Source organism: uncultured Anaerotruncus sp. (assembly GCF_902490045.1).
GTDB lineage: Bacteria > Bacillota > Clostridia > Oscillospirales > Ruminococcaceae > Anaerotruncus.
Genome location: NZ_CABUCJ010000011.1, coordinates 15,678 through 37,050, shown reverse-complemented (window position 1 = coordinate 37,050; position 21,373 = coordinate 15,678). Strand labels below are relative to the sequence as shown.

Genomic DNA, 21,373 nt, shown 5'->3' with positions numbered 1-21,373 from the left:
CTTCACCTGCTGCATTTGGACGATGTGCTTTTGGAAGAGCCCTCTTTGGAGGAAATCTTCATGCACTACTATGAGTAAGGAGGTGTCAGGTATGGTCATTTTGAAATATGAACTGAAACGGCATCGAACCTATATCCTGGGCTGGACCATCGCCTTGGCTGTGTGTATCTTTTTGATGACACCGACTTATTACAGCTTCCTGGATGTTGCCTCCGTGGAACTCTTTGAAACCATGGGCACCACGGACTTTTACAGGAGTGTCGGCGTATCGATGGAATACTTGACTTCCCCGTTGGGCATTTATGGGTTTCTGACCAGCTTTTTCATGATTGCCTCCGGCGTTTTCGGAATGCACTTCGGCATTTCCGTTCACACCAGAGAATGTACGGAAGGAACTTCGGAATACCTGTTTACAAAGCCCTTTCCTCGGAAAACAATCTATTGGGCAAAGGCATTGACTGTATTGATCGGAGTGGTGGTCGTAGGTGCTGCGTATCTGCTGGCTTCTTTTTTGGCCATGGCAATGTTTCGTTCCGGAACTCCATGGGGAGAGTTTTTTCTGATTGCTCTGTCCCTCACCCTTGTTACGCTGTTCTTTGCTGCAATGGGTCTGATGGTGGGAATTTTGTTTCCCCGCAACCGTAGCCCACTGCTGACCGCCGGATTAGTCGTGTTTGTGGAGTATTGCATAACCAGCTTCTCCAACATCATCAGTAACCGGGCTATCAGTTTCCTGTCCCCATACTCCTTCTTTGGAGCTGCAAAAATTTCCGAAACTGGCTTCTATGATATGACCTATCTTGGCTGGGGCGTGCTGCTGGTTACCCTGTTTTTGGTGCTGTCTTACGGTGTCTTTCTGAAAAAAGACATTCAGTTTCGTTCATAAGGGGGTGCAAACATGAAAACATTGATTAAAAATGAGTTCCGCCAAACCAGAAGGCTCTTGTTGATCTGGTTAGGGATCATGCTGCTTCTGTGCGGTTTCTGCTATTTTGAGCTTCTGTCTCTACAGGACAGTCTGAATGAAATGGCAACGATGGTCAGCCAATTTCCGAGATTGATCATGATTATGTTTGGGGTCAAAGGCGATTTAACCACATCCCTTGGCTGGTATGTGTGCATCTATTTCTGGGAAGGATTGCTGGCGTTCCCTTATGCCATGTCTCTGGGGTTGTCCTGTGTGGCGAAGGAAAAGAAGTTCGGAACCTCGGAATACCTGTTCACAAAGCCTGTGGAACGGAAAACCATTGTACTGGCGAAGGTGATCGTTTCGGCGGTAAATCTGCTGGTGTTTGCCCTGTTCAGCGGTTTATGTAATTATTTTACAATCGTTCTTCCTTTGGGCGGTCTGGAACAGCCGGGAGCAGTGCTCACCACAACCATGGGAATGTTCTTTACCCAGTTCCTCTTTTTCGCTCTGGGGCTGCTGTTTGCCAGCCTGTTTATGTCCTATAAGGCTGCGGTGAGGACAGGTACGATTTCCATGCTGGCTGCCTATGCTCTGGCCTTTACAGCCGAATACACAGAAAATCAAATTTTGGATTACCTGACCCCTCTGCGCTACTACGATGTGTATGAGGTGGCACTGCACGGATTCCGACTTTCCTTTATCGTTTTGACATTCGCTGTTGTGGGTGCTTGTATCGTTGCTGCATTGAATCAGTGGAAGCGGCGTGAATTGTAAGCCTATGTTCAAATCTTCAGTATAACTGTCTCAAGTCTACATAAAAAAGCAATTCCTGTTTTCATGGGGGAATTGCTTTTTTACATGAAGATTGTATAATGAAAACAGTAGACAAAGATATATGGAGGAAATCATGATGTTACGACCAAAAGAAGTAGTATGCAAATGGGTAGATGCCTTTAATGGCCACGATGTAGATGCAATCGTGAGCCTGTACCATGATAATGCAACCAACCATCAGGTGACCAATGAGCCTGTGATCGGGATAGACGCAATCAGAGAAATGTTTACAGCAGAATTTGCCACTGCCGATATGACAGCCATTGTAGAGAATATTTTTGAAGATGGACAATGGGCAATTTTGGAGTGGAAAGACCCGCTGGGACTGCGGGGATGCGGCTTCTTCCATGTTGTAAATGGTAAAATTCTGTTCCAGAGAGGATATTGGGATAAACTGTCTTTTTTGAAGCAGCATAATTTGCCTATTGAATATTGATTGAATGCTGCCGGTGAAAAACCGCTGCTACATGGAACCAACCATGCGGCAGCGGCTTTTTTTATTTTCGAGTTTTTTCTTCTTATGGCTGGTAAACTTTACTCGCCTTTATTCATACATCTCAAACGCAAACATGGTTTCTTTTGGCAATCTATCATTTTCGCAATTCAGCAGATACCGGATCACCCGTTTTGCAAAAACATTGGAAATCATGGTATCCCAGTCGGCAAGCCGGACAATCGACCCTGTGCCGTTTTCAAAATCGAATAAAATTTCTCCCCATTCGCCATCGCAGTCTGCCTGATATTCGTAGACTGCGGTGGCAATTTTCTTTTTTCGTTTGGTTTTGGACTTCTGTTTCAGCCGGACTGCATGGATACCGCCGTTTTCTACCAACAGCAGTGTCAGATGTTCCGCTGCTTTCCGGTAGGCTCGTTCCGCACCGCTGGCGGAGCTGCCCTCAAACATGACAGCCAATTCTTCAAAGGTAGGGCGGTTTTTCCATGAACCGACACGCCCACAGGTCATGCAGATGGCAAGCCGTTTTTCCAACAAGGTTTGTTCCCGGTAGTTCAGCTTTTCAAATGCTTTCCGCACCTTTTCAGCCTGTATACCATCCCATAGAATATCGGCATAGTTCCAGCTATAGTCACGGGTCACATCCTCGCCTGTTTCCTCGCCGTCCTCGTCCTGCTCGGTCACAAAGAATGGCTGCTGATTGCGGATACCACGGACAACTTTCAAATATTCCTCTGCCAGCGCAAGATCGCAGTTATATTTTTTTGAAAATTCAGCAATGGCATCTTTTGTGTTGTGGTAAAGCCATGCCATGGTGCGGAGCATCTTATAGCTGGTCAGCGAGGATACCGACCATTGTTCTTCGCCCATGCGAAAACGGAGCATGGCATCCCGTATGAAGGGATAAATGTAGGTAGCATATTCAGCACCCTTTTCAGGGGCATAGTCCGGCAGCTTCTGGAGCATAGCCTCCCGGCAGGAAAGTTTTATATCCAAAAAACGCTCTGGGTCATACTGATCGCCGCTGTCTACGCCAAGAAAGCTTTTGATGCGATTGTTAAGCTGTGGCTCGTAATGGTGCAGGAAAAACGAAAAGTATTTCAAATCCTTTTCCCGGAGAGCAGACAGAATGTAATCATTGATGTTCTCTGCCTTTGGCAGCTCCGGTTCCAGTTGGAAGATGCGCTCTGCCATATATCTTGTAATGCCACTGTCGGGCGTATCGGGAAAGGACTTTGGCTTGTACCCGGTCATGTCCCATGAATATTCTCTCAGCATAAGCGCACCTCCCCTTCGGCTTCCGTGAGGACATATTTTCTCTTAGACAAACTGGAAGTTGTGCGCTTGATTATTTATCTGAAATATATTTTTCTATGCGCTCTTTTTCTTCTATGCTAAGTTCTCTTGCTATAGGAAGAAAGTCTCTCAATTTGTTCCATTTTCCTTGCACGCAAAGTATCGCCGCATAACAGCAATCATCTTCACTCCCCCGCAAACGGCGGACAACAAAAAAGTTTCTCGCTTTATCGCTGTCTTTTGCGGATGCAGTTTGTTCAAAGATTTTTGCAACTTTTTCTAACGTATCAATTTTCTCATAATACGGAAGTGCATATTTTCTAAAGTAATTTGCAATGCGTTCAGCATAAGTCTGCATAGGTTCATCGGAACAATACTTAAACGTGCTCATTGTGTAGTTTGGAATTTGTGTATAGAACATCCATGCACCCGTAGACCACTTAGGGTCATATTCCATTCCTAAAAATAAACTTGTAAGTCTATCTACCTCTTTATATGTAAATGAAAGCGTAAAATTTACAGAATAGAGATTCCCCGGCAAACCACGATCCCTTGTGAAAGTGATAGTAAAAAATTGTTCACATTCTCCAACCTTTCGAGTTAACCATCCGATTTTTTTCTTTTTAAATCCTGTATCAAAAACCAGCTCTGATAGCAAAGTCGTCAATTCTTTTTGTAAACCATTTGGCGTTATTTCCACTTCATTTCACCTCCACAACTTCAAATTTTCTTTTCAGCTTCACTTTGCAAAGCGTCCTGTTCCATTTCCGTTTCATAATCCCCACGGGCATAGGCAACATCACTGATTGCCCGGAGCATCTTATCCTTTGCCAGCTTTTTCATCGCCTTGGCAAGTTCCGCATCCAGTGTGCCACGCTTGATATATCGGTTTATGGTGTTCAGCCGCTTCTCATATATCTGTTTCAGCGGATGATCATCCGCAAGTTCTCTCTGGGTTCTGCCTTTCAGATTGCCGATCTGCCGACAGGTGCGGTGCAGCTTGTCCCCCGGCGCATATCCGCCGCAGTATTTGGTATGCCTTGCATTGGTGGTCAGGAACCATTTGCCGCAGATACGACATTTCTTTGGTGCGTGACCCACGCACAGACCCTCAAACAAGTCCGTACGGAACATCCCCACAAAAGTAAGGAAGTGCATCCGCTTGACCAGCATCGGCACATCATAGCCGGGACGAAGCGCAGAAACATACTGGATAGAATTATTGGATGCAGCCATCCAGGCATTGCCTTCCGTAATGGAGAACTCCGGTGGAAAACAGGTGCCGAATAACTTGGCAAATCCTTCTGCTGTACGGTCTGCTTCATTGCCGTCCGTTTTTTCGGCAAAATCAAGCATAGCCTTTTGATATTCGCCAAGAGAGTACGCCAGATGCCCGAAAACCGCCGTGTAGCGTTGGAGCAGCATCGCATCTGCATACATCGGGACTTCCTCAAATGGCAATGAATTGGTCGTTGCTTTTATTGCGAACTCTACATATTTTTGTGCATTTTCTGCCGTAAAGACCGTTTGAATCCGTTCCCGGTGCTTTGGAATGTCCATATAAGGAAACGGAGGGGTGACGCTGAGAATATCAAGCATCGTCAGTGCAGCTTCCCTTACCATTGGAAACAATGCAGAAGCATCCTGAGCGGCGTTCAGCTGTCCCAGCAGCAGATTGATTTTGTCACACTGCTCGTTCATCCGGGCAAGGGTATCGGTGGATACATTCAGCGCATCACAGGCAAGTGTGCCGGTGGGCAGCGTTTTATCCTCGTATATGACCGTATCCTGCCAGAAATCCAGCGTCATCAATTCCTGATTCATATTCGTCCTCCTGTCCTGTTTTCCTTTTTCTCTTATTATATCATCCAAATGTGAAGAAATCTACTGCTGTCCTGTTTTTTGAAACGGGGTTGTCCTCCGATTAGCCTGTTTTTTGCGAAATCCGGCATAACCATAGTAGAAGGAGCGAAGCACCTGCCACTCGGCGGGTGTTTTTCTTTTTCAAAACTATGAAATGGAGGATTTTCAATGACAATCTATGAAACAATCAAGGCGGCTGTCCCGGTCAGACAAGCCGCCGAACACTACGGGCTGCGGGTCAACCGAAACGGTATGGCTTGCTGTCCGTTCCACAATGACCGAAATCCGAGCTTGAAGCTAAACGAGGAGTATTTCTACTGCTTCGGCTGCGGAGCAAAGGGAGATGTGATCGACTTCGTGGCAAGGCTGTTTGATCTCAGTAATTACGAAGCGGCGCAAAGGCTGGCTGCGGACTTCGGTATCAGCACCGAGCCGGGACAAGCCGTGGCAGTTCCACACAAGACAAAACGCCCCCATATCCGCCAGTTCCGGGAGGATGAAATGCTCTGCTTCCGGGTGCTGACGGATTATCTGCATCTGCTGGAAGATTGGAAGGTGCGGTATGCGCCCAGAACGCCGGAGGACAAGCTGGATGACCGTTTCGTGGAAGCCTGCCAGATGCTCGACCACATGGAATATCTGGCTGACATCCTGACCGTAGGCACTCTGGAAGAACGGGGTGCCGTGGTGGACGGGATGATGAAGGAGGGCAAGATTGCTTTTCTTCAGGACTATGTGGCACGAAAGAAAAAGGAGGTACTGCCCCATGAGCAAAGAAGCAGCACAGAACCCATCCGCTGATATTGCGGTATGGTTTGACGGTAAAGCAATCAACGAAGTCATTTTCTGTGAAGAATTTCTCAGGGACTATCCCATGATTACGGTAAACGGAACCTTTTTCACGGTAAACGGCATTGTGAACGATGAAAACAGGCTGAAAAAAGAAATCTATGACCGTATCAAGCCCTATGTGACCAGCAACATTGCAAAAAGGGTCACAAATCTTCTGGATGTAATGCGAATGGAGTGCTGTGCTGCCGATCTTCTCCTGTATCAAGACCGCATCCATGTGGCAAACGGCACCTATCATTTGGATGGCACATTCAGCACGGAAAAAGATTACTGCCGCAATCGCTTACCCGTCGCCTATCATCCGGAAGCTCCGCAGCCAGTCACATGGCTGCATTTTTTGTCCCAGCTTTTGGAGCCGGAGGACATTCTGACCTTACAGGAATTTATCGGCTATTGCTTCATCCCCTCCACCAAAGGTCAGAAGATGCTCATGCTGACGGGAAAGGGCGGCGAAGGCAAGAGCCGGATCGGCGTTGTTCTTCGTGCGCTGTTGGGAACCAACATGAAAACCGGAAGCGTGGCAAAGGTGGAGACAAGCAACTTTGCCCGTGCCGACTTGGAACATGAGCTTTTGATGCTGGACGATGATATGAAGCTGGAAGCGCTGCCCCAGACCAACAATATCAAGGCGATTATCACCGCAGAGCTGCCCATGGATTTGGAGAGAAAGCGACAACAAAGCTATCAGGGAGATTTGTATGTGCGGTTCATCGGACTTGGGAACGGTGTCCTGCAAGCCCTCCATGACCGGAGTGTGGGCTTCTTCCGCAGACAGATCATTTTGACAACCAAGGAGAAAGACCCAAACAGAAAAGACGATCCCTATATTGCGGAAAAGATGACTGCCGAAGCAGAGGGCATCTTCCTCTGGGCGTTGGAGGGACTGCACCGCCTGATTGCAAATGATTTCCGATTTACCCTGAGCCAGTCGGCTTTGGACAATCTGAACGATGCCGTTTCTGACGGAAACAACATCATTGATTTTCTGGCTTCCGAGGGATATATCCGCTTCCGTGCGGATTATGAAGCAAGCTCCAAAAACCTGTACGCTGTTTACAAGCAGTGGTGTGATGATAACGCCCTGAACAGCCTTTCCCAAAAGAGCTTCGGTTCCTTCCTAAAGCAGAATGAAAGCCGCTATAACCTTGAATACACCAACAAGGTCAACATCGGCGGCGGGCGATTTGCCAGAGGGTTTGTGGGCATTGAACTTCTGCAAAGACCGTTTCTGTAAAAACAGCAGTAACTCAGAAATACGTGTACCATCCGTACCGGATGGAGCCGAGTGTCAATCGTACACTTGGTACACGTACTTTTCACTTACTATCGTTTTTCTATCTTGGGAGCATCCGCAGCCCCCTTATTTTAGGGGATAGAAAATCAATGGTAATGGAAACAGCAAAAATTTTGACCGCAGGGCGAAATCATTTTGCGAAACAGTGCTTCTCTGGACAGTGAACAGCCTTTGCGAAATCATGGCTGTTTTCACTGTTACAGACCAAAGCACACAAAACAGTGAAATGGGTTAGGGGTGCTTATGTGCAGGACATCACAGGCGGTATTTCTATCGCATTTTATGAAAATCAGATATTACACGGTACAGCGAAGCGGACACGCCAATGGGCGCAGCTGCTTCGCTTTTTCATGAACAAAATTATGGAGGTTTTTCAATATGAGTAATGTACGAAATGAAATCAAGGCACAGATCGTCCGTGCCGGATTTACCATGCAGGAGGTTGTGGACAGACTGGCGGAGGAACACGACTGGTCGGACAGCGTATCCAACCTTTCTGCAAAGCTCCAAAGAGAGAGCATCCGCTACAAAGAGGTCATCGAGCTTGCCGATGTGCTGGGCTATGACATCGTGTGGCAGAAACGGAGGGAGCGATGATGCGGCGTATCTTATCCCCTCGCAGCTCCCGTCCCCATAGGAAGTGCCGCAGTGCTTCCTATGGACTGGCAGTGAATACAATCGGCAAAACTGCGGATTGTTCGCTGCCGCTGTCTGCAAGGGATTGTGGTGCAATTCCGCTGGCAGACAGGCTGGACAAGAGAAAAAGGCCGGGGACATTTTTCGGACTGGACAGCAGAGGTCACCGCAGTGACCGCACCCCCTCTCCGGAGGAGCCCTCGGAGAGCCCACGGCACTTTGCAGCCAGTATGGATGAAAGTGTAATAGTGGGTTATTACACTTTGAAAAAGTGCCGTTCTCCAGCTCTCCGCTGTCTGCAAATTTCAAAGAAAGGAAAAATCCAATGGCAAGAAATGATGGAATCCACCGCACCGTAGCCCGGAATCAGGACTTGGAAACACCGGCTGATGTGGCAAAGGTACAGGAACACAATGAGCGTGAAAAGGACAGCTACAGCAATCAGGACATCGTACCGGAACGCACTTCTCTGAACATTCATTTCAAAGCACCCGCGGACGATTATGTAAAAATGTTTGAGCAGATGGAACAGGACGGTGTAATCTCCACAAGAGGTCTGAAACCGGATGCCGTCAAATACGGTGAGTTGATCTTTGATGTGAACTCTGCTTACTTCTACAATCACGGCGGCTATGAATTTGCAAAACAGTTTTATGCCGATGCCTATAAAGCCGCCGTGGAGATCGTAGGCGGTGAGCAGTATATCCTATCCGCTGTGATGCACGCCGACGAGCGCAACCGGGCAATGTCCGAAGCTCTGGGCGAAGATGTGTACCACTACCACCTTCATGTGGTTTATATCCCGGTGGTAGAGAAGCAAATTCTGTGGTCGAAGCGATGTAAGGATGAATCCCTCCGGGGAACGGTAAAGGAAACGATCACGCAGGTCAGCCGCAGTAAAAAATGGGAGTCCAAGCCGGTGCTTGACAAGGATGGTAATCCAATGTTGAACGCAAAAGGAAAAAAGATTTTGAAGTCGTCCTACAGTGTGTTGCAGGATGACTTTTTTCATTTCATGCGAAATGCCGGATATACCGATGTGGAGCGTGGAGAGCGTGGCAGCACCGAGGAACATCTGACCGTTACTCAGTTTAAGGTGCAAGCCGAAACCCAGCGTCTGGAAGCTGTGACGGCACGGGCAGACCAAGCGGAACAGGCATTGGCGGATACCCAATCTGCTGTGGAGAAACAGGAAAAGAAGCTGAAAGCTCTGCAAAAGGAAACCAAGACTGCGAAGACGGTGGCAGTGACCGTGCAGGATATTGAAGCGATGGGTAAGAAAAATTCCTTCACCGGAAATGTCACCCTCACAGCAGACCAGTGCGATACCCTGAAACGATACGCCACAAACGGAATTATCTTCAATGCTGAGAATGAACGCCTGAAAGAAAAATTGGCTTCCGCTGTAAAATCCGCTTCCATCTGGAAACAGCGGCATGACGAACTGAACGAAAAATATAAAGAACTGAAAGAAAAAGCCCAGCCCTATCTGGATGCGTTGGAAATCGCAGCAGAACGGGTCAGGGCTTTTCTTTCTGCCATCCTCGCCAGAGGAAAGGAAACTCGTGAACACAAGGCTCCTGCCCGCAAGCACGGACGGGATATGGAAATATAAGAAAGGAATTATTTGTGCCTATGATGAATCAGAACCAGCAGGCAACGATCCTGCCTATCGACCGTAAAATGCTGCTTTCCATTCGGGAAGCGGCTGAATACAGCAATATCGGAATCAACAAGATTGACGAGATGCTGAAACAACCCAACTGTCCCTTTGTATTGTATGTAGGTACAAAGAAACTGGTCAAACGCAAGGCTTTTGAGGAATTTATCGAAGGGAGAGTTGCGATTTGATGAACAGAACAGGCAAAATTGGTGCGCACCAAAAACATCGAAATCTATTGAAAAAAAAGCACTTTCATGATAGAATGGAGTGTCGTGATGAACTCTCGTTTCCGGCACTCAGGAAAGGAGTTCATTAAATGGGCAAAAACTTAAAAGGCAAAGAAATTGGCAAAGGTATCTGCCAGAGAAAAGACGGAAAGTACGCCGCAAGATATACCGCAAAGGACGGCTCCCGCAAGGAAAAGCACTTTGACACACTTCCGGAAGCTCGCAACTGGCTGGCTGATGCGCAGTACGAAGATAAGCACGATGTTTGCAACACATCCTCCGAAATGACGGTGGATGCCTGGTTTGAGTTCTGGATCACCAATCTGATTGCGGATCTGGCTCCCAACACCCGGCGAAATTACCGGGAACGGTATCAAAAGAACATCCAGCCTGTTATCGGAAATATGCGCTTATGTGATGTCAAACCCATGCACTGCAAGATTGTCCTGAATCGGATGGAAGCCACTTATGCTGGCTCCACCATTCGGCAGGCGTATATTGCCATGGGAACCATGTTCCGAGCCGCAGTCATGAACGATATGCTTACAAAACATCCTATGGACGGGGTTCGTTATACGAAGCCCGTCCGGGCTGTGGATGACATCAAGTTCTTAACTGTGGAAGAACAGACGCTGTTTCTGGAAACCGCAAAACGCTCTCACAACTACAGACAGTATGTATTGCTGTTGGAGACCGGACTGCGCACTTCGGAAATGATCGGCTTGACTTGGGATGCGATTGACTGGAAGAAGCGGACACTGACTGTCAACAAGACCTTGGAATATCGCCACAGCGAAGGCATTTGGCGTGCTGGTCCTCCTAAGACAAAGACCAGCTACCGCACGATCCTGCTGACGAAGCGGGCATACGATGTATTGAAATCGTGCTACGATGAACGCTTCACCCGCAAAGAATCAGAACTGTTATCTCAGATTCTGGAATATGTGGATCGCCGGACAGGTCAGACAGAGTACCTTTGTATGCGAGATTTGGTGTTTATCAATTTCCGTACCGGAGAGCCTGCAAAAAACAGTTCCTATGACACCCATCTGTACAAGCTGTGCGATGAGGCGAAAATCAAGCGGTTCTGTATGCACGCTCTGAGACACACCTACGCTACCCGTGCGATTGAACGGGGCGTTATGCCGAAAGTCTTGCAGAAGCTGCTCGGTCATGCGAGCATTAAAACAACCATGGATCGTTATGTCCATGTCACCGACACATCCCTGACCAACGCCATCAAACTGTTCGAACAGGACACCAATGTGGCAAGTTAAAAATGGTGCGCTGCGAAAAATTGGTGCGGAATTGGTGCGGAGTGTGTCCCCAAAACCCGAAAAACCATTGAAAATAAAGGAGATTTAGAATATATGAAATTAGGCATCGTGGGGCTGCCGAACGTCGGCAAGTCCACCCTGTTCAACGCGATCACCAACGCGGGCGCGCAGTCCGCGAACTACCCCTTCTGCACGATCGAACCGAACGTCGGCATGGTCGCCGTGCCGGACGAGCGTCTCGACGTGCTCGCCAAGATGTACGACCCGGACAAATACACCCCCGCCGTCATCGAATTCGTCGACATCGCCGGGCTGGTGCGCGGTGCGTCCAAGGGGGAGGGGCTGGGCAACAAGTTCCTTTCCCACATCCGCGAGGTGGACGCGATCGTGCATGTGGTGCGCTGCTTCGAGGACAATGAGATCATCCACGTCGACGGCGAGATCGGCCCCCGGCGGGACATCGAGACGATCAACCTCGAGCTGATCTTTTCCGATATCGATATCGTCGACCGCAAGATCGACCGCGCGCTCAAGGCCGCCAAGGGCGGCGACAAAGCGCTCGCCGCGCAGGCCGACGTGCTGGGGCGGCTCAAGGCCCACCTCGAGGAAGGGAAATCCGCCCGCAGCTTCGTGTGCGACGCGGAGGAGCGCGCCGCGCTCGAGGACATGCCGCTGCTCTCCGACAAGCCGGTCATCTACGCCGCCAACATGAGCGAGGCGGATTTCACCGGCGGCATCGAGCAGAACCGCTTTTACCACGAGGTGGAGGAGATCGCGGCGGCGGAACACGCCGAGGTGCTGCCCATCTGCGCCCGGATCGAGGAGGAGATCGCCGACATGTCCGCTGAGGACAAGTTGCTCTTCCTTGAGGAGATGGGGCTGCATGAGTCGGGCCTCGACCGCCTCATCAAAAAGAGCTACGCCCTGCTCGGGCTGATCTCCTATCTCACCGCCGGCAAGCAGGAGGTGCGCGCGTGGACGATCACCCGCGGCACCAAGGCCCCGCAGGCCGCCGGGAAAATCCACTCCGACTTTGAAAAGGGCTTCATCCGCGCCGAGGTCGTCGCGTACGACGACCTCATCGCCTGCGGCTCGATGGCCGCCGCCAGGGAGAAGGGCCTCGTCCGCTCGGAGGGCAAGGAATACGTCATGCAGGACGGCGACGTCGTCCTCTTCCGCTTCAACGTCTGATGAAGCGGGCGCTGGTCTTGTGCGGCGCGCTTGCGCTCGCCGCGCTGCTCTTTCTGTTCCTGCGGCCGCACCCGGAACGCGCCGCCCTCCTTCCGGAGGCGCAAAACGATTTCGTCCTGGGCGTCGTCGGCCTGCCCGGCGGCGCGTCTGTCCCGGACGAACCGCCCTCCCGGGCGGAGCCGGTCCCGGCGGAATCCTCCGCGCCCGACCCGGCGCCGCCTGAATCTTCCGCGCCGGCAATCGCCGCCCCGCTTCCCGAGGCCGCCGCGTTTCCCGCCGGGGAACGCAGCGTGGAGGCCCGCCCCGAACGGGAGAGCTATCCCGTGGGGACCGGCAAGATCGCGCTCGTCGTCACCAACCGGACGGAAAACGACCTCATCTACACCCTCTGGTTCGACTTCCGGCGGGTGGAGGGGGACTCCGTCGTGCCGCTCGTCCCGCGCGCGGGGCTGATGGTAAATCCCGACGACGTAAACGCCGAACGGGTGCTGCGCGGCGGCGAAACCGTCACGATCACGCTGCCCATCGACCTCTTTGACGAGCCGCTGCCGCCGGGGACCTACCGCGCGGCGCAGCTGAGCTGCTTTGCGGACACCGGCGGCCAGGCGCTCGCCTGCTCGGAGATCACGGCGGACTTTGTCATCTCGGAAGGCTGAAGGGTACGCCGGGACGGAGCCCCGGCATCCCGCCTTTTGAAAAAGGCGGACGAAAATCTTTATTTGCATTCCTCACGGCCCGCACCGAAAGTTCTTGGCCCCTTCCTTCAAGGAAGGGGATAAAAAAAGTCCCTGCCGGACGGCAGGGACTTTTTTGTCTCCGTCTCCCCGTCATTCATCCTCGGGGTAGGCGGCGTTGATTTGGTAGCAGAGGGTCATGAGGCTGTCGCCAAGGTGGACGTTCTCGACGATCGCGCCCTCAAAGTCGAGGGAGAGGTCGTAGTGGGAGAAGTTCCAGAAGCAGTTGACGCCGAGCTTCATGAGCCGCTGGGCGGTCTCGAAGGCGACCTCCTTGGGGATGCAGAGGATGGCCGCGCGCGGGGACTGCTCCTTGCAGAACGCCTCGAGCCCCGCCATGTCCTGCACGGTCAGGCTGCTCACCTTCTGGCCGATCACGCGTGGGCTGTCGTCAAAGATTCCGACCAGCTTGAAGCCGCTGCTCTCGAAATCCATGTGCCGCGCGATCGTGCGGCCGAGGTTGCCCGCGCCGATGAGAACCATGGGGGTATGCTTGTTGAGCCCCATGATATTGCCGATCTCCTTGTGGAGCGCGGCCACATTGTAGCCGTAGCCCTGCTGCCCGAAGCCGCCGAAGCAGTTGAGGTCCTGGCGGATCTGGGACGCGGTCAGCTGCATGAGGGAGGCCAGCTCCCGCGAGGAGATGCGGGTGACGCCGCGGCCGAGCAGGTCGCCGAGAAACCGGTAGTACCGGGGCAGCCGCTTGATAACGGATAGGGAAACACCCTCGTGTTTCGGCATATGCAAAACCTCTCGATCCAGAATTCCCGGTTACAGCAGCGCGATGGTGTCCATCACATAGTTGCCGAATTCCTCGCAGGTGCAGCCGGTGTCGCGGCCGGTGACCGCGAGCTTCTTTTCCTCGTACATACAGATGTCCAGCGCCCGTTCGAGCTTATCCGCCTCGGCCTGGTAGCCGATGTGGCTCAGGAGCAGCACCGCCGCCCGCAGCATCGAGCAGGGGTCGGCGTATTTGCCGCGGCCTTCCGCGACCATGCGCGGGGCGGAGCCGTGGATCGCCTCGAACATCGCGTAGCGCTTGCCGAGGTTCGCGCTGCCCGCGGTGCCGACGCCGCCCTGGAATTCGGCCGCCTCGTCGGTGATGATATCGCCGTAGAGGTTGGGCAGCACGAAAACCTGGAAGTCGCGGCGGCGCTTGGGGTCGATCAGCTTGGCGGTGGTGATGTCGATGTACCAGTCGTCGGTCGTGATGTCGGGGTACTCCCCGCCGATCTTCTGGCAGAGCTTCAAAAACTTGCCGTCGGTCGTCTTGACGACGTTCGCCTTGGTGATGATCGACACGCGGCTCTTGTGGTTCTTCTGCGCGTAGTCGTAGGCGAGCCGCGCGATCCGCTCGGTGCCCTCGGTGGTGGTCACGACGAAGTCGAACGCCACGTCCTCGTCCACATTGAGGCCGCAGGAGCCGATCGCGTAGGCGCCCTCGGTGTTCTCCCGGAAGAAGGTCCAGTCGATCCCCTCGCTCGGGACCTTGACGGGGCGCACATTGGCGAACAGGTCGAGCTCCTTGCGCATCGCGACGTTGGCGCTCTCGACGTTGGGCCACGGGTCGCCCGCGCGCGGGGTCGTCGTGGGGCCCTTGAGGATGACGTGGCATTTCTTGAGCTCGGCGAGCACGTCGTCGGGGATCGCCTTGCCCTGCGCCGCGCGGTTCTCGATCGTCAGCCCGTCGATCGTGCGGAACTCCACCTTGCCCGCCCCGACCTCGTCCGCCAGCAGGTGCCGGAGCACCCGCGCGGCCTCGTTCGTGATAATGGGGCCGATGCCGTCGCCCCCGCACACGCCGATGATGATGGTGTCGAGCTTCTGGTAATCGGTAAACTCCTTCTGCGCCTTGATGCGTTCGTTGCGCGCAAGCTGCGCCTCCACGAGCGCCGCGAACTTTTCAGCGGCGGCTTTGACTTTCTGGTCCAATCGCGTTTCCTCCCATATGTTTCATGTTCCCCCGCGCGCTCTCACGCCGGACGGTCCGTCTATTATGATAATTTTATAACAGACCTTCCCCGTTGTCAATGAACGATGGAAAGAAATCCGGCGGCGCCCCCGCGCTTACGAGGGAAACAGCCCCGCTTCGCTGCATATCTCGGCCTGGGCGCGCAGCGTGCGCCTGGCGGAGGCGAGCCTGCGGCTCACGGTGGAGGGGTGCACCCCCAGCTCCAGGGCGATCGCCGGGATGCTGCGCCCCCCGAAAAAATAGAGCGCGACGACCTGCCGCTGCCTGGGCGGCAGGTGGCGCACGGCGCTGCGCAGGAACCGCGCGTACCGGGCGCGGGCGGGCGCGTTGTCGGCGCATTGCGGCGCGGCGATCCGCTCGAAGTCCTGGAGGGAAAAGGCGCTTTCACGGACGTCAAACATGCGTTTCCTCCCCCTCAGTCATAGTAGTGGCGCAGGTAGTCCATGACCACGCGCAGGTCGTACAGCTCGGCGCGGAGCGCGTCGATCCGCCGCTGCGCGGCGAACGCCTCCTCGCCGCGCGCCGTCCGCGCGTACGCCCTCAGCTCCCGCAGGCGTTCCTGCAGACGGTCGGCCGCCGACCGGTACTCCTCCGACAAAGCGGTTAAATTCATTCCATTCCTCCCTGTGATTTTACAAATCGTGTGATTTTTGCTTCCTGTCTCCAGAGTACCACACGAAACGTGTATTCACAAGGATATTTCGCACAATTTGCAAGATTTCGTTGACGATTTACACGAATTGTGTTATTATTGGGACAGTGAGGTGACTGGGATGCTGGCTAACAGGCTGCGGGCCCTGCGCAGGGCCAAGGGGCTGACCCAACAGGAACTGGCGAACGCGCTGGAAATTTCGGCGAGCGCGGTGGGCATGTACGAGCAGGGACGGCGGGAGCCGGACAACGAGACGCTGACCAAATTCTGCCGCTATTTCGGCGTGCCGAGCGACTACCTGCTGCTCGACGGGCCGGAGGCCCCCGCCGGGCCGCCCGAGCTCGGGGAGTTCCTCGAGGATTTCCGGCGCAGGCTGCTCGCCCAGGAGGGGCTGATGTTCAACGGCGTGCCCCTCACCGAAGAGGAAATCGCGCAGGTCGTCAGCGCGATCGAGGTGGGCGCGTCGGTCGCCGTCAACAAGCTGGACCGCAAAAGCGGCGGAAAGGACGTCTGAGCAGGAGAGCATGGAACGCATCAAGGAACTGGCGCGCCAGCTCGCGGAACGGTTCGGCACCGCCGACCCGTTCGCGCTCTGCGCCGCGCTCGACATCACGGTTCTGCCCGTCGGGCTGCCCCCCGGCGTCAAGGGCTTTTACGGGTGCGCGCGCGGGGCGCGCGTCCTCTACCTCAACGGCGCGCTCGAGGAAAACGAGCGCCGGACGGTGTGCGCCCACGAGCTGGGACACGCCCTGCTGCACGAGGGGCACAACGCCCTCTTCCTGCGGGAGCGCACCGACTTCGTCATGGAGCGGTACGAGCGGGAGGCCGACCTCTTCGCGGGCTATCTGCTGCTCGACGGCGAGACGGTGGAGGAGTGCCGCCGCAACGGCTGGACCGCCGAACAGGCAGCGGCCTTTACAGGGCTGCCCGCCCGTATCGTCGAATATTGCATGACCCACTAGAATCAAAAACGGGGCGCCGGCGGCGCCCCGTTTTTTTATTGCGTATCCCCCGCCAGCGCGCGGCTGACGGCCGCGAACTGCTCCAGCGTGAGCTGCTCGGCGCGCGCCCCCGCGGGCACCCCTGCCCGTTCGAGCAGCGCCGCGGCCCGCTCCTTCGGCAGCGGCAGCCCCGCCGCGAGGCAGTTGAGCAGCGTCTTGCGCCGCATCGAAAAGGCGGCGCGCACCACCCGGAAGAAGGTCGTCTCGTCCCCCGGGTCGACGGGCGGCTCCCGCCGGACGTCCAGGCGGATGACGGCGGAATCCACATCGGGCGAGGGCAGGAAGGACCCGCGCGAAACGGGAAAGAGCACCTTCGGCTCGCTGTAGTAGCGCACGGCGCAGGACACCGCGCCCGCCTCCCGGGTGCCGGGGAGGGCGCAAAGCCGCTGGGCCGCCTCCTTCTGCACCATGACGGTCACCGATTCGATGGGCAGGCGCTGTTCGAGCAGGCCCATCACGATCGGGGAGGTGATGTAGTAGGGCAGGTTCGCGCAGACGACCACCCGCAGGCCCGCGAGCCTGTCCGCGATGAGCGCGCGCAGGTCGACCTTCATGACGTCCGCGTTGACGATCTCGACGTTTTGGAACCCGGCGAGCGTCTCGGCGAGCACCGGGAGCAGCCGCCCGTCGATCTCGACGCAGACGACCCGGTCCGCGCGGCGGGCCAGCTCGGCGGTCAGCACCCCGACTCCCGCGCCGATCTCCACGACGCCCACGCCCGGCCCCGCGCCTCCCTGCTCCGCCATGCGCGGGCAGACGGTGGGGTTGATCAGGAAGTTCTGCCCCAGCGCCTTGGAGAAGCGGAAGCCGTGCCGCGCGAGCAGGTCCCGGATGACCCCGATATTCGAAAGGTTTTCCACGGCGTTTCCCTCCTTTTTGCCGGCGCGGCGGATTTCCGCACAGTCCGTGAAATTTTTACCGATTGTTGCACAGTCCGGCAAACTATAGTAGAATATTCTGAAAGGACAACCGCCCTTCCGCCGAATGGTATCATTATAAAGGATGTGAACCGATATGACAAGACGCGATAAGATCAACTACTACCTCGATATCGCCGAGACCGTCGCCGAGCGCGGCACCTGCCTGCGGCGCAACTTCGGCGCGATCATCGTCAAAAACGACCAGATCGTCTCCACCGGCTATGTCGGCGCGCCGCGCGGCCGCCAGAACTGCTCCGACCTGGGCTACTGCACCCGCGACAGGCTCAACGTCCCGCGCGGCCAGCGCTACGAGCTCTGCCGCTCGGTCCACGCCGAAATGAACGCGATCATCCACGCCGCCCGCGTGGATATGCTCGGCTCCACCCTCTACCTCGTGGGGCGGGAGGTGGCCTCGGGCGAATATGTCCGGAACGCCTGCCCCTGCTCGATGTGCACCCGCCTGATCATCAACGCGGGCGTCTCGACCGTCATCGTGCGCGACGACAAGGAAAATTTCCGCGTCATCAACGTCGCCGACGAATGGATCGTCAACGACGAGACGCTGCGCGGCGAAAGCAACTACTGATTTTTAAAGGGGGCCTCCGCCGTGACCAGACATCACCGCATCGACCTTTCGGGACGGCGCGGGGGCAACAGCCTCCCGCTCTGCCTGCTGCTCGCGCTCGCGCCCGCCCTGATCGGGTGCTTCCCCGCTGTCTCCTACCCGCTCGGGGAGCAGATGAAGCGCGCCTTCCTCGTGTGGCCCGCCCTCTGCTGGCAGTTCTTCACCCTGCTCTCCGTCGCCGCCTACCTCACAGCGGCGGGCATCCTCTGCGCCCGCGCGCGGGCAACCGGAGCCTGCGCCGCGGCCGCCGCGCTTGGGCTCGTGCTCCTGCCGGCGCTGGCGCTGGTGCTGCCCGGGACGGCGGGAGCCTTCCGCATGCGGCTGCTTTTCCTCTTTGTCAGCGAGGACTTTTTCGGCATCGCCCTCCTAGGGCAGCTCATCCTGGCCGTCTACCTGCTCGCGCGCTGGCTGCGCTACCGATAGGGGGCGTGCGGATGAAACAGCCTGAACTAAATCCCTCCGCCCGCGTCTTCCCGGGCGCGGTCGTGCGCGGGGAGGTCACCGCCGGTGCGGAGAGCAGCATCTGGTACAACGCGGTCGTGCGCGGCGACATCGAGCGGATCTCCATCGGCGCGCGCACCAATATCCAGGACTGCTGCGTCGTCCACGCGGACGCGGGGTTTCCCGTCGCGGTGGGCGACGGCGTCACTGTCGGGCACGGCGCGGTCCTCCACGGCTGCACGGTCGGGGACAACACGCTGATCGGCATGGGCGCCGTCGTCTTAAACGGCGCGAGGATCGGGAAAAACTGCCTGATCGCCGCGGGCGCGCTCGTTCCGCAGGGGGTGGAAATCCCCGACGGCTCCCTCGCGCTCGGACAGCCCGCGCGGGTGATGCGCCCGCTCATGCCCGCCGAAATCGAACACAACGCCGCCTCCGCCGCGCAGTACGCGGCCCTTGCCGCCGGGGCGGAGGAATAAAGAACCGTTCGGCCGCCGCGCACCCGCGCGGCGGCTTTTTTTCGTGCTTGTTCGTTTGACATTCTGCCCTGTAATGTTATAATAAAGTTGTATGTTTTGCCGCATTTTCCGCTGAAGAACGGTCAATGCTACAGTCGTTACCATTCTGAAGGAGGTATCGATTGTGAAAGCGTTTGACGACGAGGAGACCCGGCAGAACGCCACCCAAAACACCGACAAGCCGGAGGAGGCCGAATCCGACGAACAGGAGACCGGTTCGCAGGCGCAGACCGAACAGATCGAGCGCACCGGCGGCATCACGGCCGGCAAGGGCAAGCACACGATCCATTGTTTGACGATCATAGGGCAGATCGAGGGACACTATATCCTGCCCGCGACCAACAAGACGACCAAATATGAGCACGTCATCCCCCAGCTGCTGGCGGTGGAGCAGGACCCCGACATCGAAGGGCTGGTCATCATCCTCAACACGGTGGGCGGCGACGTGGAGGCGGGGCTTGCGATCGCCGAGCTGCTCTCGGGGATGAAAAAGCCCACCGTCTCCCTCGTGCTCGGCGGAGGTCATTCGATCGGCGTGCCGCTCGCGGTGAGCGCGCGCAAGAGCTTCATCGTGCCGTCCGCCACGATGACGGTCCACCCCGTGCGGATGAACGGGCTGGTGCTCGGGGTGCCGCAGACCCTCTCCTACTTCGACAAGATGCAGGAGCGGATCGTCAAATTCGTCACCGACAATTCGAACATCACCCCCGAGCGGTTCCGCCAGCTCATGATGAACAAGGACGAGCTCGTCATGGATGTGGGCACCGTGCTCGACGGGCAGTCGGCGGTCGACGAGGGGCTCATCGACGCGCTTGGCGGCGTGTCCGACGTGATTGAATCGCTCTACGCGATGATCGAGGGACGGGAGGAAGCGTCATGATCCTGCACACGGTCATCCCGCCCGAGCAGATCTTCCCGGACGGCGAAAACGCCGCATACGAATACCGGGAGCTGCATAACAGTTATATACAAGGAGTAAATAACGGTGGGAAATTTACTGTTTCTCGGTTGATTTCCACCGATCCCAAGCTCTATCTCGACCCCCGGTACGCGCCGGGGGGCCAGCTGCCAAAATAAGCCGCAGGGCGCGCCGCGCCCTACATAAAGGAGTCTGCCATGAGCGTGTTGGAGGCGTTTCTGCAGGGCGTCCTGCAGGGCCTGACCGAATTCCTCCCCGTGTCCAGCTCGGGACACCTCTCCCTCTTCCAGTATTTTACCGGGAACAGCGGCGACACCGGCTTCCTCTTCTCCATCCTGCTGCACGCGGGCACGCTGATCGCCGTGTTCATCGTCTTCCGCCGCACCATCGCCGACCTGATCCTCGAGGCGTTCTCCCTGCTGCGGGACCTCTTCACCGGGCGCTTCTCCGCCAAAAACATGTCCCCCAGCCGGCGGATGCTGCTCTTTTTGCTGCTCTCGCTTCTCCCTCTGGCCGTGATGTTCCTCATCAAGGACTGGGTGGAGGGCTTTTCCACCGACAACGACATCACGGTCGAGGGGTTCTGCTTCCTCTTCACCGGCATCCTGCTCCTGACCGCCTGTAAGCACGACCACGGCCGCAAGAACGCCTCCGGCATGAAGGCGAAGGACGCCGTCGCGGTCGGCGTGGCGCAGGTGGTCGCCACGATGCCCGGCATCTCCCGTTCCGGATCCACCATCTCGGCCGGGATGCTGTGGGGCTTCGAGCGCGAGTATGCCGTCACCTATTCGTTTATCCTCGGCATCCCCGCCGTGCTCGGCGCGATCGTCTTCGAGGTGCCCGACGCCTTCCGCGAGGGGGCCGGGCTGCCCCTGCCCGTCATCCTCACCGGCTTTTTCACCTCGGCCGTCTTCGGCGTGCTCGCCATCAAGCTGGTGCAGTGGGTCGTGAAGGGCAACAAGCTCAAATATTTCGGCTGGTACACCCTCGCGCTCGGCGCCGTCATGCTCACCGTGGGCATGATCGACAACTTCGCGGGGCATCCCATCCAGCAGTTCTTTATCGGCAAATAAACCGCAGTTTGCTCAGGAGGG

The 21,373-nt window shown here is 55.8% G+C and carries 27 protein-coding genes; 19 read left to right on the top strand and 8 right to left on the bottom strand.

The window, feature by feature from the left end; translation table 11 throughout:
• Positions 1-91 precede the first annotated feature (91 nt).
• The 3 genes from RDM88_RS02535 (at position 92) to RDM88_RS02525 (ending at position 2,180) form a co-directional block, all read left to right on the top strand.
• Complete coding sequence (locus tag RDM88_RS02535; RefSeq protein ID WP_026648251.1) at positions 92-886, top strand: ABC transporter permease subunit; 795 nt, start codon at positions 92-94, stop codon at positions 884-886.
• Positions 887-898: 12 nt separating this feature from the next.
• Positions 899-1,684: an ABC transporter permease subunit gene (locus RDM88_RS02530; protein WP_008726796.1), complete on the top strand. Its 786-nt coding sequence runs from the start codon at positions 899-901 to the stop codon at positions 1,682-1,684.
• A gap of 136 nt (positions 1,685-1,820) precedes the next feature.
• Entirely contained in the window at positions 1,821-2,180 is a 360-nt protein-coding gene (locus RDM88_RS02525) for a nuclear transport factor 2 family protein (RefSeq protein WP_026648250.1), read from the top strand.
• Positions 2,181-2,288: 108 nt separating this feature from the next.
• On the opposite strand, the gene RDM88_RS02520 is transcribed toward RDM88_RS02525, so the two are convergent.
• The 3 genes from RDM88_RS02520 to RDM88_RS02510 all read right to left on the bottom strand — a co-directional run bounded on the left by RDM88_RS02520 (position 2,289) and on the right by RDM88_RS02510 (position 5,318).
• A complete protein-coding gene (locus tag RDM88_RS02520) occupies positions 2,289-3,476 on the bottom strand; it encodes a hypothetical protein (RefSeq protein ID WP_008726794.1) in 1,188 nt (395 codons plus the stop codon).
• A 70-nt stretch (positions 3,477-3,546) separates the two neighbouring features.
• Positions 3,547-4,194, bottom strand: a complete 648-nt coding sequence (locus RDM88_RS02515; protein WP_026648249.1) for a hypothetical protein — start codon at positions 4,192-4,194, stop codon at positions 3,547-3,549.
• A gap of 20 nt (positions 4,195-4,214) precedes the next feature.
• Positions 4,215-5,318: a DUF6076 domain-containing protein gene (locus RDM88_RS02510; protein ID WP_008726793.1), complete on the bottom strand. Its 1,104-nt coding sequence runs from the start codon at positions 5,316-5,318 to the stop codon at positions 4,215-4,217.
• 207 nt (positions 5,319-5,525) lie between these two features.
• On the opposite strand from RDM88_RS02510, the gene RDM88_RS02505 reads away from it, so the two are divergent.
• From RDM88_RS02505 to RDM88_RS02470, 8 genes are all read left to right on the top strand, one after another.
• On the top strand, positions 5,526-6,158 hold the full coding sequence (locus RDM88_RS02505; protein WP_008726792.1) for a CHC2 zinc finger domain-containing protein: 633 nt from the start codon (positions 5,526-5,528) through the stop codon (positions 6,156-6,158).
• Entirely contained in the window at positions 6,124-7,443 is a 1,320-nt protein-coding gene (locus RDM88_RS02500) for a phage/plasmid primase, P4 family (RefSeq protein ID WP_044955957.1), read from the top strand. The genes RDM88_RS02505 and RDM88_RS02500 overlap by 35 nt, the downstream gene beginning before the upstream one ends.
• 438 nt (positions 7,444-7,881) lie before the next feature.
• A complete protein-coding gene (locus RDM88_RS02495) occupies positions 7,882-8,100 on the top strand; it encodes a hypothetical protein (protein ID WP_008726786.1) in 219 nt (72 codons plus the stop codon).
• A gap of 364 nt (positions 8,101-8,464) precedes the next feature.
• Positions 8,465-9,754, top strand: a complete 1,290-nt coding sequence (locus tag RDM88_RS02490) for a plasmid recombination protein (protein ID WP_308752897.1) — start codon at positions 8,465-8,467, stop codon at positions 9,752-9,754.
• A gap of 23 nt (positions 9,755-9,777) precedes the next feature.
• Entirely contained in the window at positions 9,778-9,990 is a 213-nt protein-coding gene (locus tag RDM88_RS02485; protein ID WP_008726780.1) for an excisionase, read from the top strand.
• A 128-nt stretch (positions 9,991-10,118) separates the two neighbouring features.
• Positions 10,119-11,306: a site-specific integrase gene (locus tag RDM88_RS02480; RefSeq protein WP_008726779.1), complete on the top strand. Its 1,188-nt coding sequence runs from the start codon at positions 10,119-10,121 to the stop codon at positions 11,304-11,306.
• A 93-nt stretch (positions 11,307-11,399) separates the two neighbouring features.
• On the top strand, positions 11,400-12,497 hold the full coding sequence (gene ychF, locus RDM88_RS02475; protein ID WP_308752892.1) for a redox-regulated ATPase YchF: 1,098 nt from the start codon (positions 11,400-11,402) through the stop codon (positions 12,495-12,497).
• 17 nt (positions 12,498-12,514) lie between these two features.
• Positions 12,515-13,153 carry a hypothetical protein gene (locus RDM88_RS02470; protein ID WP_308752890.1) on the top strand — a complete coding sequence of 213 codons (639 nt, stop codon included), beginning with the start codon at positions 12,515-12,517 and terminating at the stop codon, positions 13,151-13,153.
• Between the two features lie 171 nt (positions 13,154-13,324).
• On the opposite strand, the gene RDM88_RS02465 is transcribed toward RDM88_RS02470, so the two are convergent.
• From RDM88_RS02465 to RDM88_RS02450, 4 genes are all read right to left on the bottom strand, one after another.
• The gene (locus RDM88_RS02465; protein WP_308752888.1) at positions 13,325-13,972 is read right to left on the bottom strand and encodes a redox-sensing transcriptional repressor Rex; all 648 of its coding nucleotides are present in this window, start codon (positions 13,970-13,972) and stop codon (positions 13,325-13,327) included.
• Between the two features lie 30 nt (positions 13,973-14,002).
• A complete protein-coding gene (locus tag RDM88_RS02460) occupies positions 14,003-15,163 on the bottom strand; it encodes an isocitrate/isopropylmalate family dehydrogenase (protein WP_308752886.1) in 1,161 nt (386 codons plus the stop codon).
• A 135-nt stretch (positions 15,164-15,298) separates the two neighbouring features.
• Positions 15,299-15,604 (bottom strand): sigma-70 family RNA polymerase sigma factor, encoded by a 306-nt coding sequence (locus RDM88_RS02455; RefSeq protein ID WP_308752884.1) that lies wholly within the window; start codon positions 15,602-15,604, stop codon positions 15,299-15,301.
• Positions 15,605-15,618: 14 nt separating this feature from the next.
• Entirely contained in the window at positions 15,619-15,816 is a 198-nt protein-coding gene (locus tag RDM88_RS02450; RefSeq protein ID WP_308752881.1) for a hypothetical protein, read from the bottom strand.
• Positions 15,817-15,976: 160 nt separating this feature from the next.
• On the opposite strand from RDM88_RS02450, the gene RDM88_RS02445 reads away from it, so the two are divergent.
• Together RDM88_RS02445 and RDM88_RS02440 are read left to right on the top strand one after the other, a co-directional pair.
• Positions 15,977-16,369: a helix-turn-helix transcriptional regulator gene (locus RDM88_RS02445; protein ID WP_308752879.1), complete on the top strand. Its 393-nt coding sequence runs from the start codon at positions 15,977-15,979 to the stop codon at positions 16,367-16,369.
• Between the two features lie 10 nt (positions 16,370-16,379).
• Positions 16,380-16,817: an ImmA/IrrE family metallo-endopeptidase gene (locus RDM88_RS02440; RefSeq protein ID WP_308752877.1), complete on the top strand. Its 438-nt coding sequence runs from the start codon at positions 16,380-16,382 to the stop codon at positions 16,815-16,817.
• A 35-nt stretch (positions 16,818-16,852) separates the two neighbouring features.
• Here the strand turns inward: RDM88_RS02440 and rsmA are convergent, their stop codons facing one another.
• Positions 16,853-17,716, bottom strand: coding sequence for a 16S rRNA (adenine(1518)-N(6)/adenine(1519)-N(6))-dimethyltransferase RsmA (rsmA, locus tag RDM88_RS02435; RefSeq protein WP_308752875.1), 864 nt, complete (start codon positions 17,714-17,716; stop codon positions 16,853-16,855).
• Between the two features lie 154 nt (positions 17,717-17,870).
• On the opposite strand from rsmA, the gene RDM88_RS02430 reads away from it, so the two are divergent.
• From RDM88_RS02430 to RDM88_RS02405, 6 genes are all read left to right on the top strand, one after another.
• Positions 17,871-18,362 carry a deaminase gene (locus tag RDM88_RS02430; RefSeq protein WP_308752873.1) on the top strand — a complete coding sequence of 164 codons (492 nt, stop codon included), beginning with the start codon at positions 17,871-17,873 and terminating at the stop codon, positions 18,360-18,362.
• Between the two features lie 21 nt (positions 18,363-18,383).
• A complete protein-coding gene (locus RDM88_RS02425) occupies positions 18,384-18,824 on the top strand; it encodes a hypothetical protein (protein WP_308752871.1) in 441 nt (146 codons plus the stop codon).
• A gap of 11 nt (positions 18,825-18,835) precedes the next feature.
• Positions 18,836-19,321 (top strand): gamma carbonic anhydrase family protein, encoded by a 486-nt coding sequence (locus tag RDM88_RS02420; RefSeq protein WP_308752869.1) that lies wholly within the window; start codon positions 18,836-18,838, stop codon positions 19,319-19,321.
• A 163-nt stretch (positions 19,322-19,484) separates the two neighbouring features.
• Positions 19,485-20,240 carry a ClpP family protease gene (locus RDM88_RS02415; protein WP_374045398.1) on the top strand — a complete coding sequence of 252 codons (756 nt, stop codon included), beginning with the start codon at positions 19,485-19,487 and terminating at the stop codon, positions 20,238-20,240.
• Positions 20,237-20,437 (top strand): YlzJ-like family protein, encoded by a 201-nt coding sequence (locus RDM88_RS02410; protein ID WP_308752867.1) that lies wholly within the window; start codon positions 20,237-20,239, stop codon positions 20,435-20,437. Before RDM88_RS02415 ends, RDM88_RS02410 begins: the two co-directional genes overlap by 4 nt.
• Before the next feature lie 39 nt (positions 20,438-20,476).
• Positions 20,477-21,352: an undecaprenyl-diphosphate phosphatase gene (locus tag RDM88_RS02405; RefSeq protein ID WP_308752865.1), complete on the top strand. Its 876-nt coding sequence runs from the start codon at positions 20,477-20,479 to the stop codon at positions 21,350-21,352.
• The last annotated feature ends 21 nt before the right edge of the window (positions 21,353-21,373 follow it).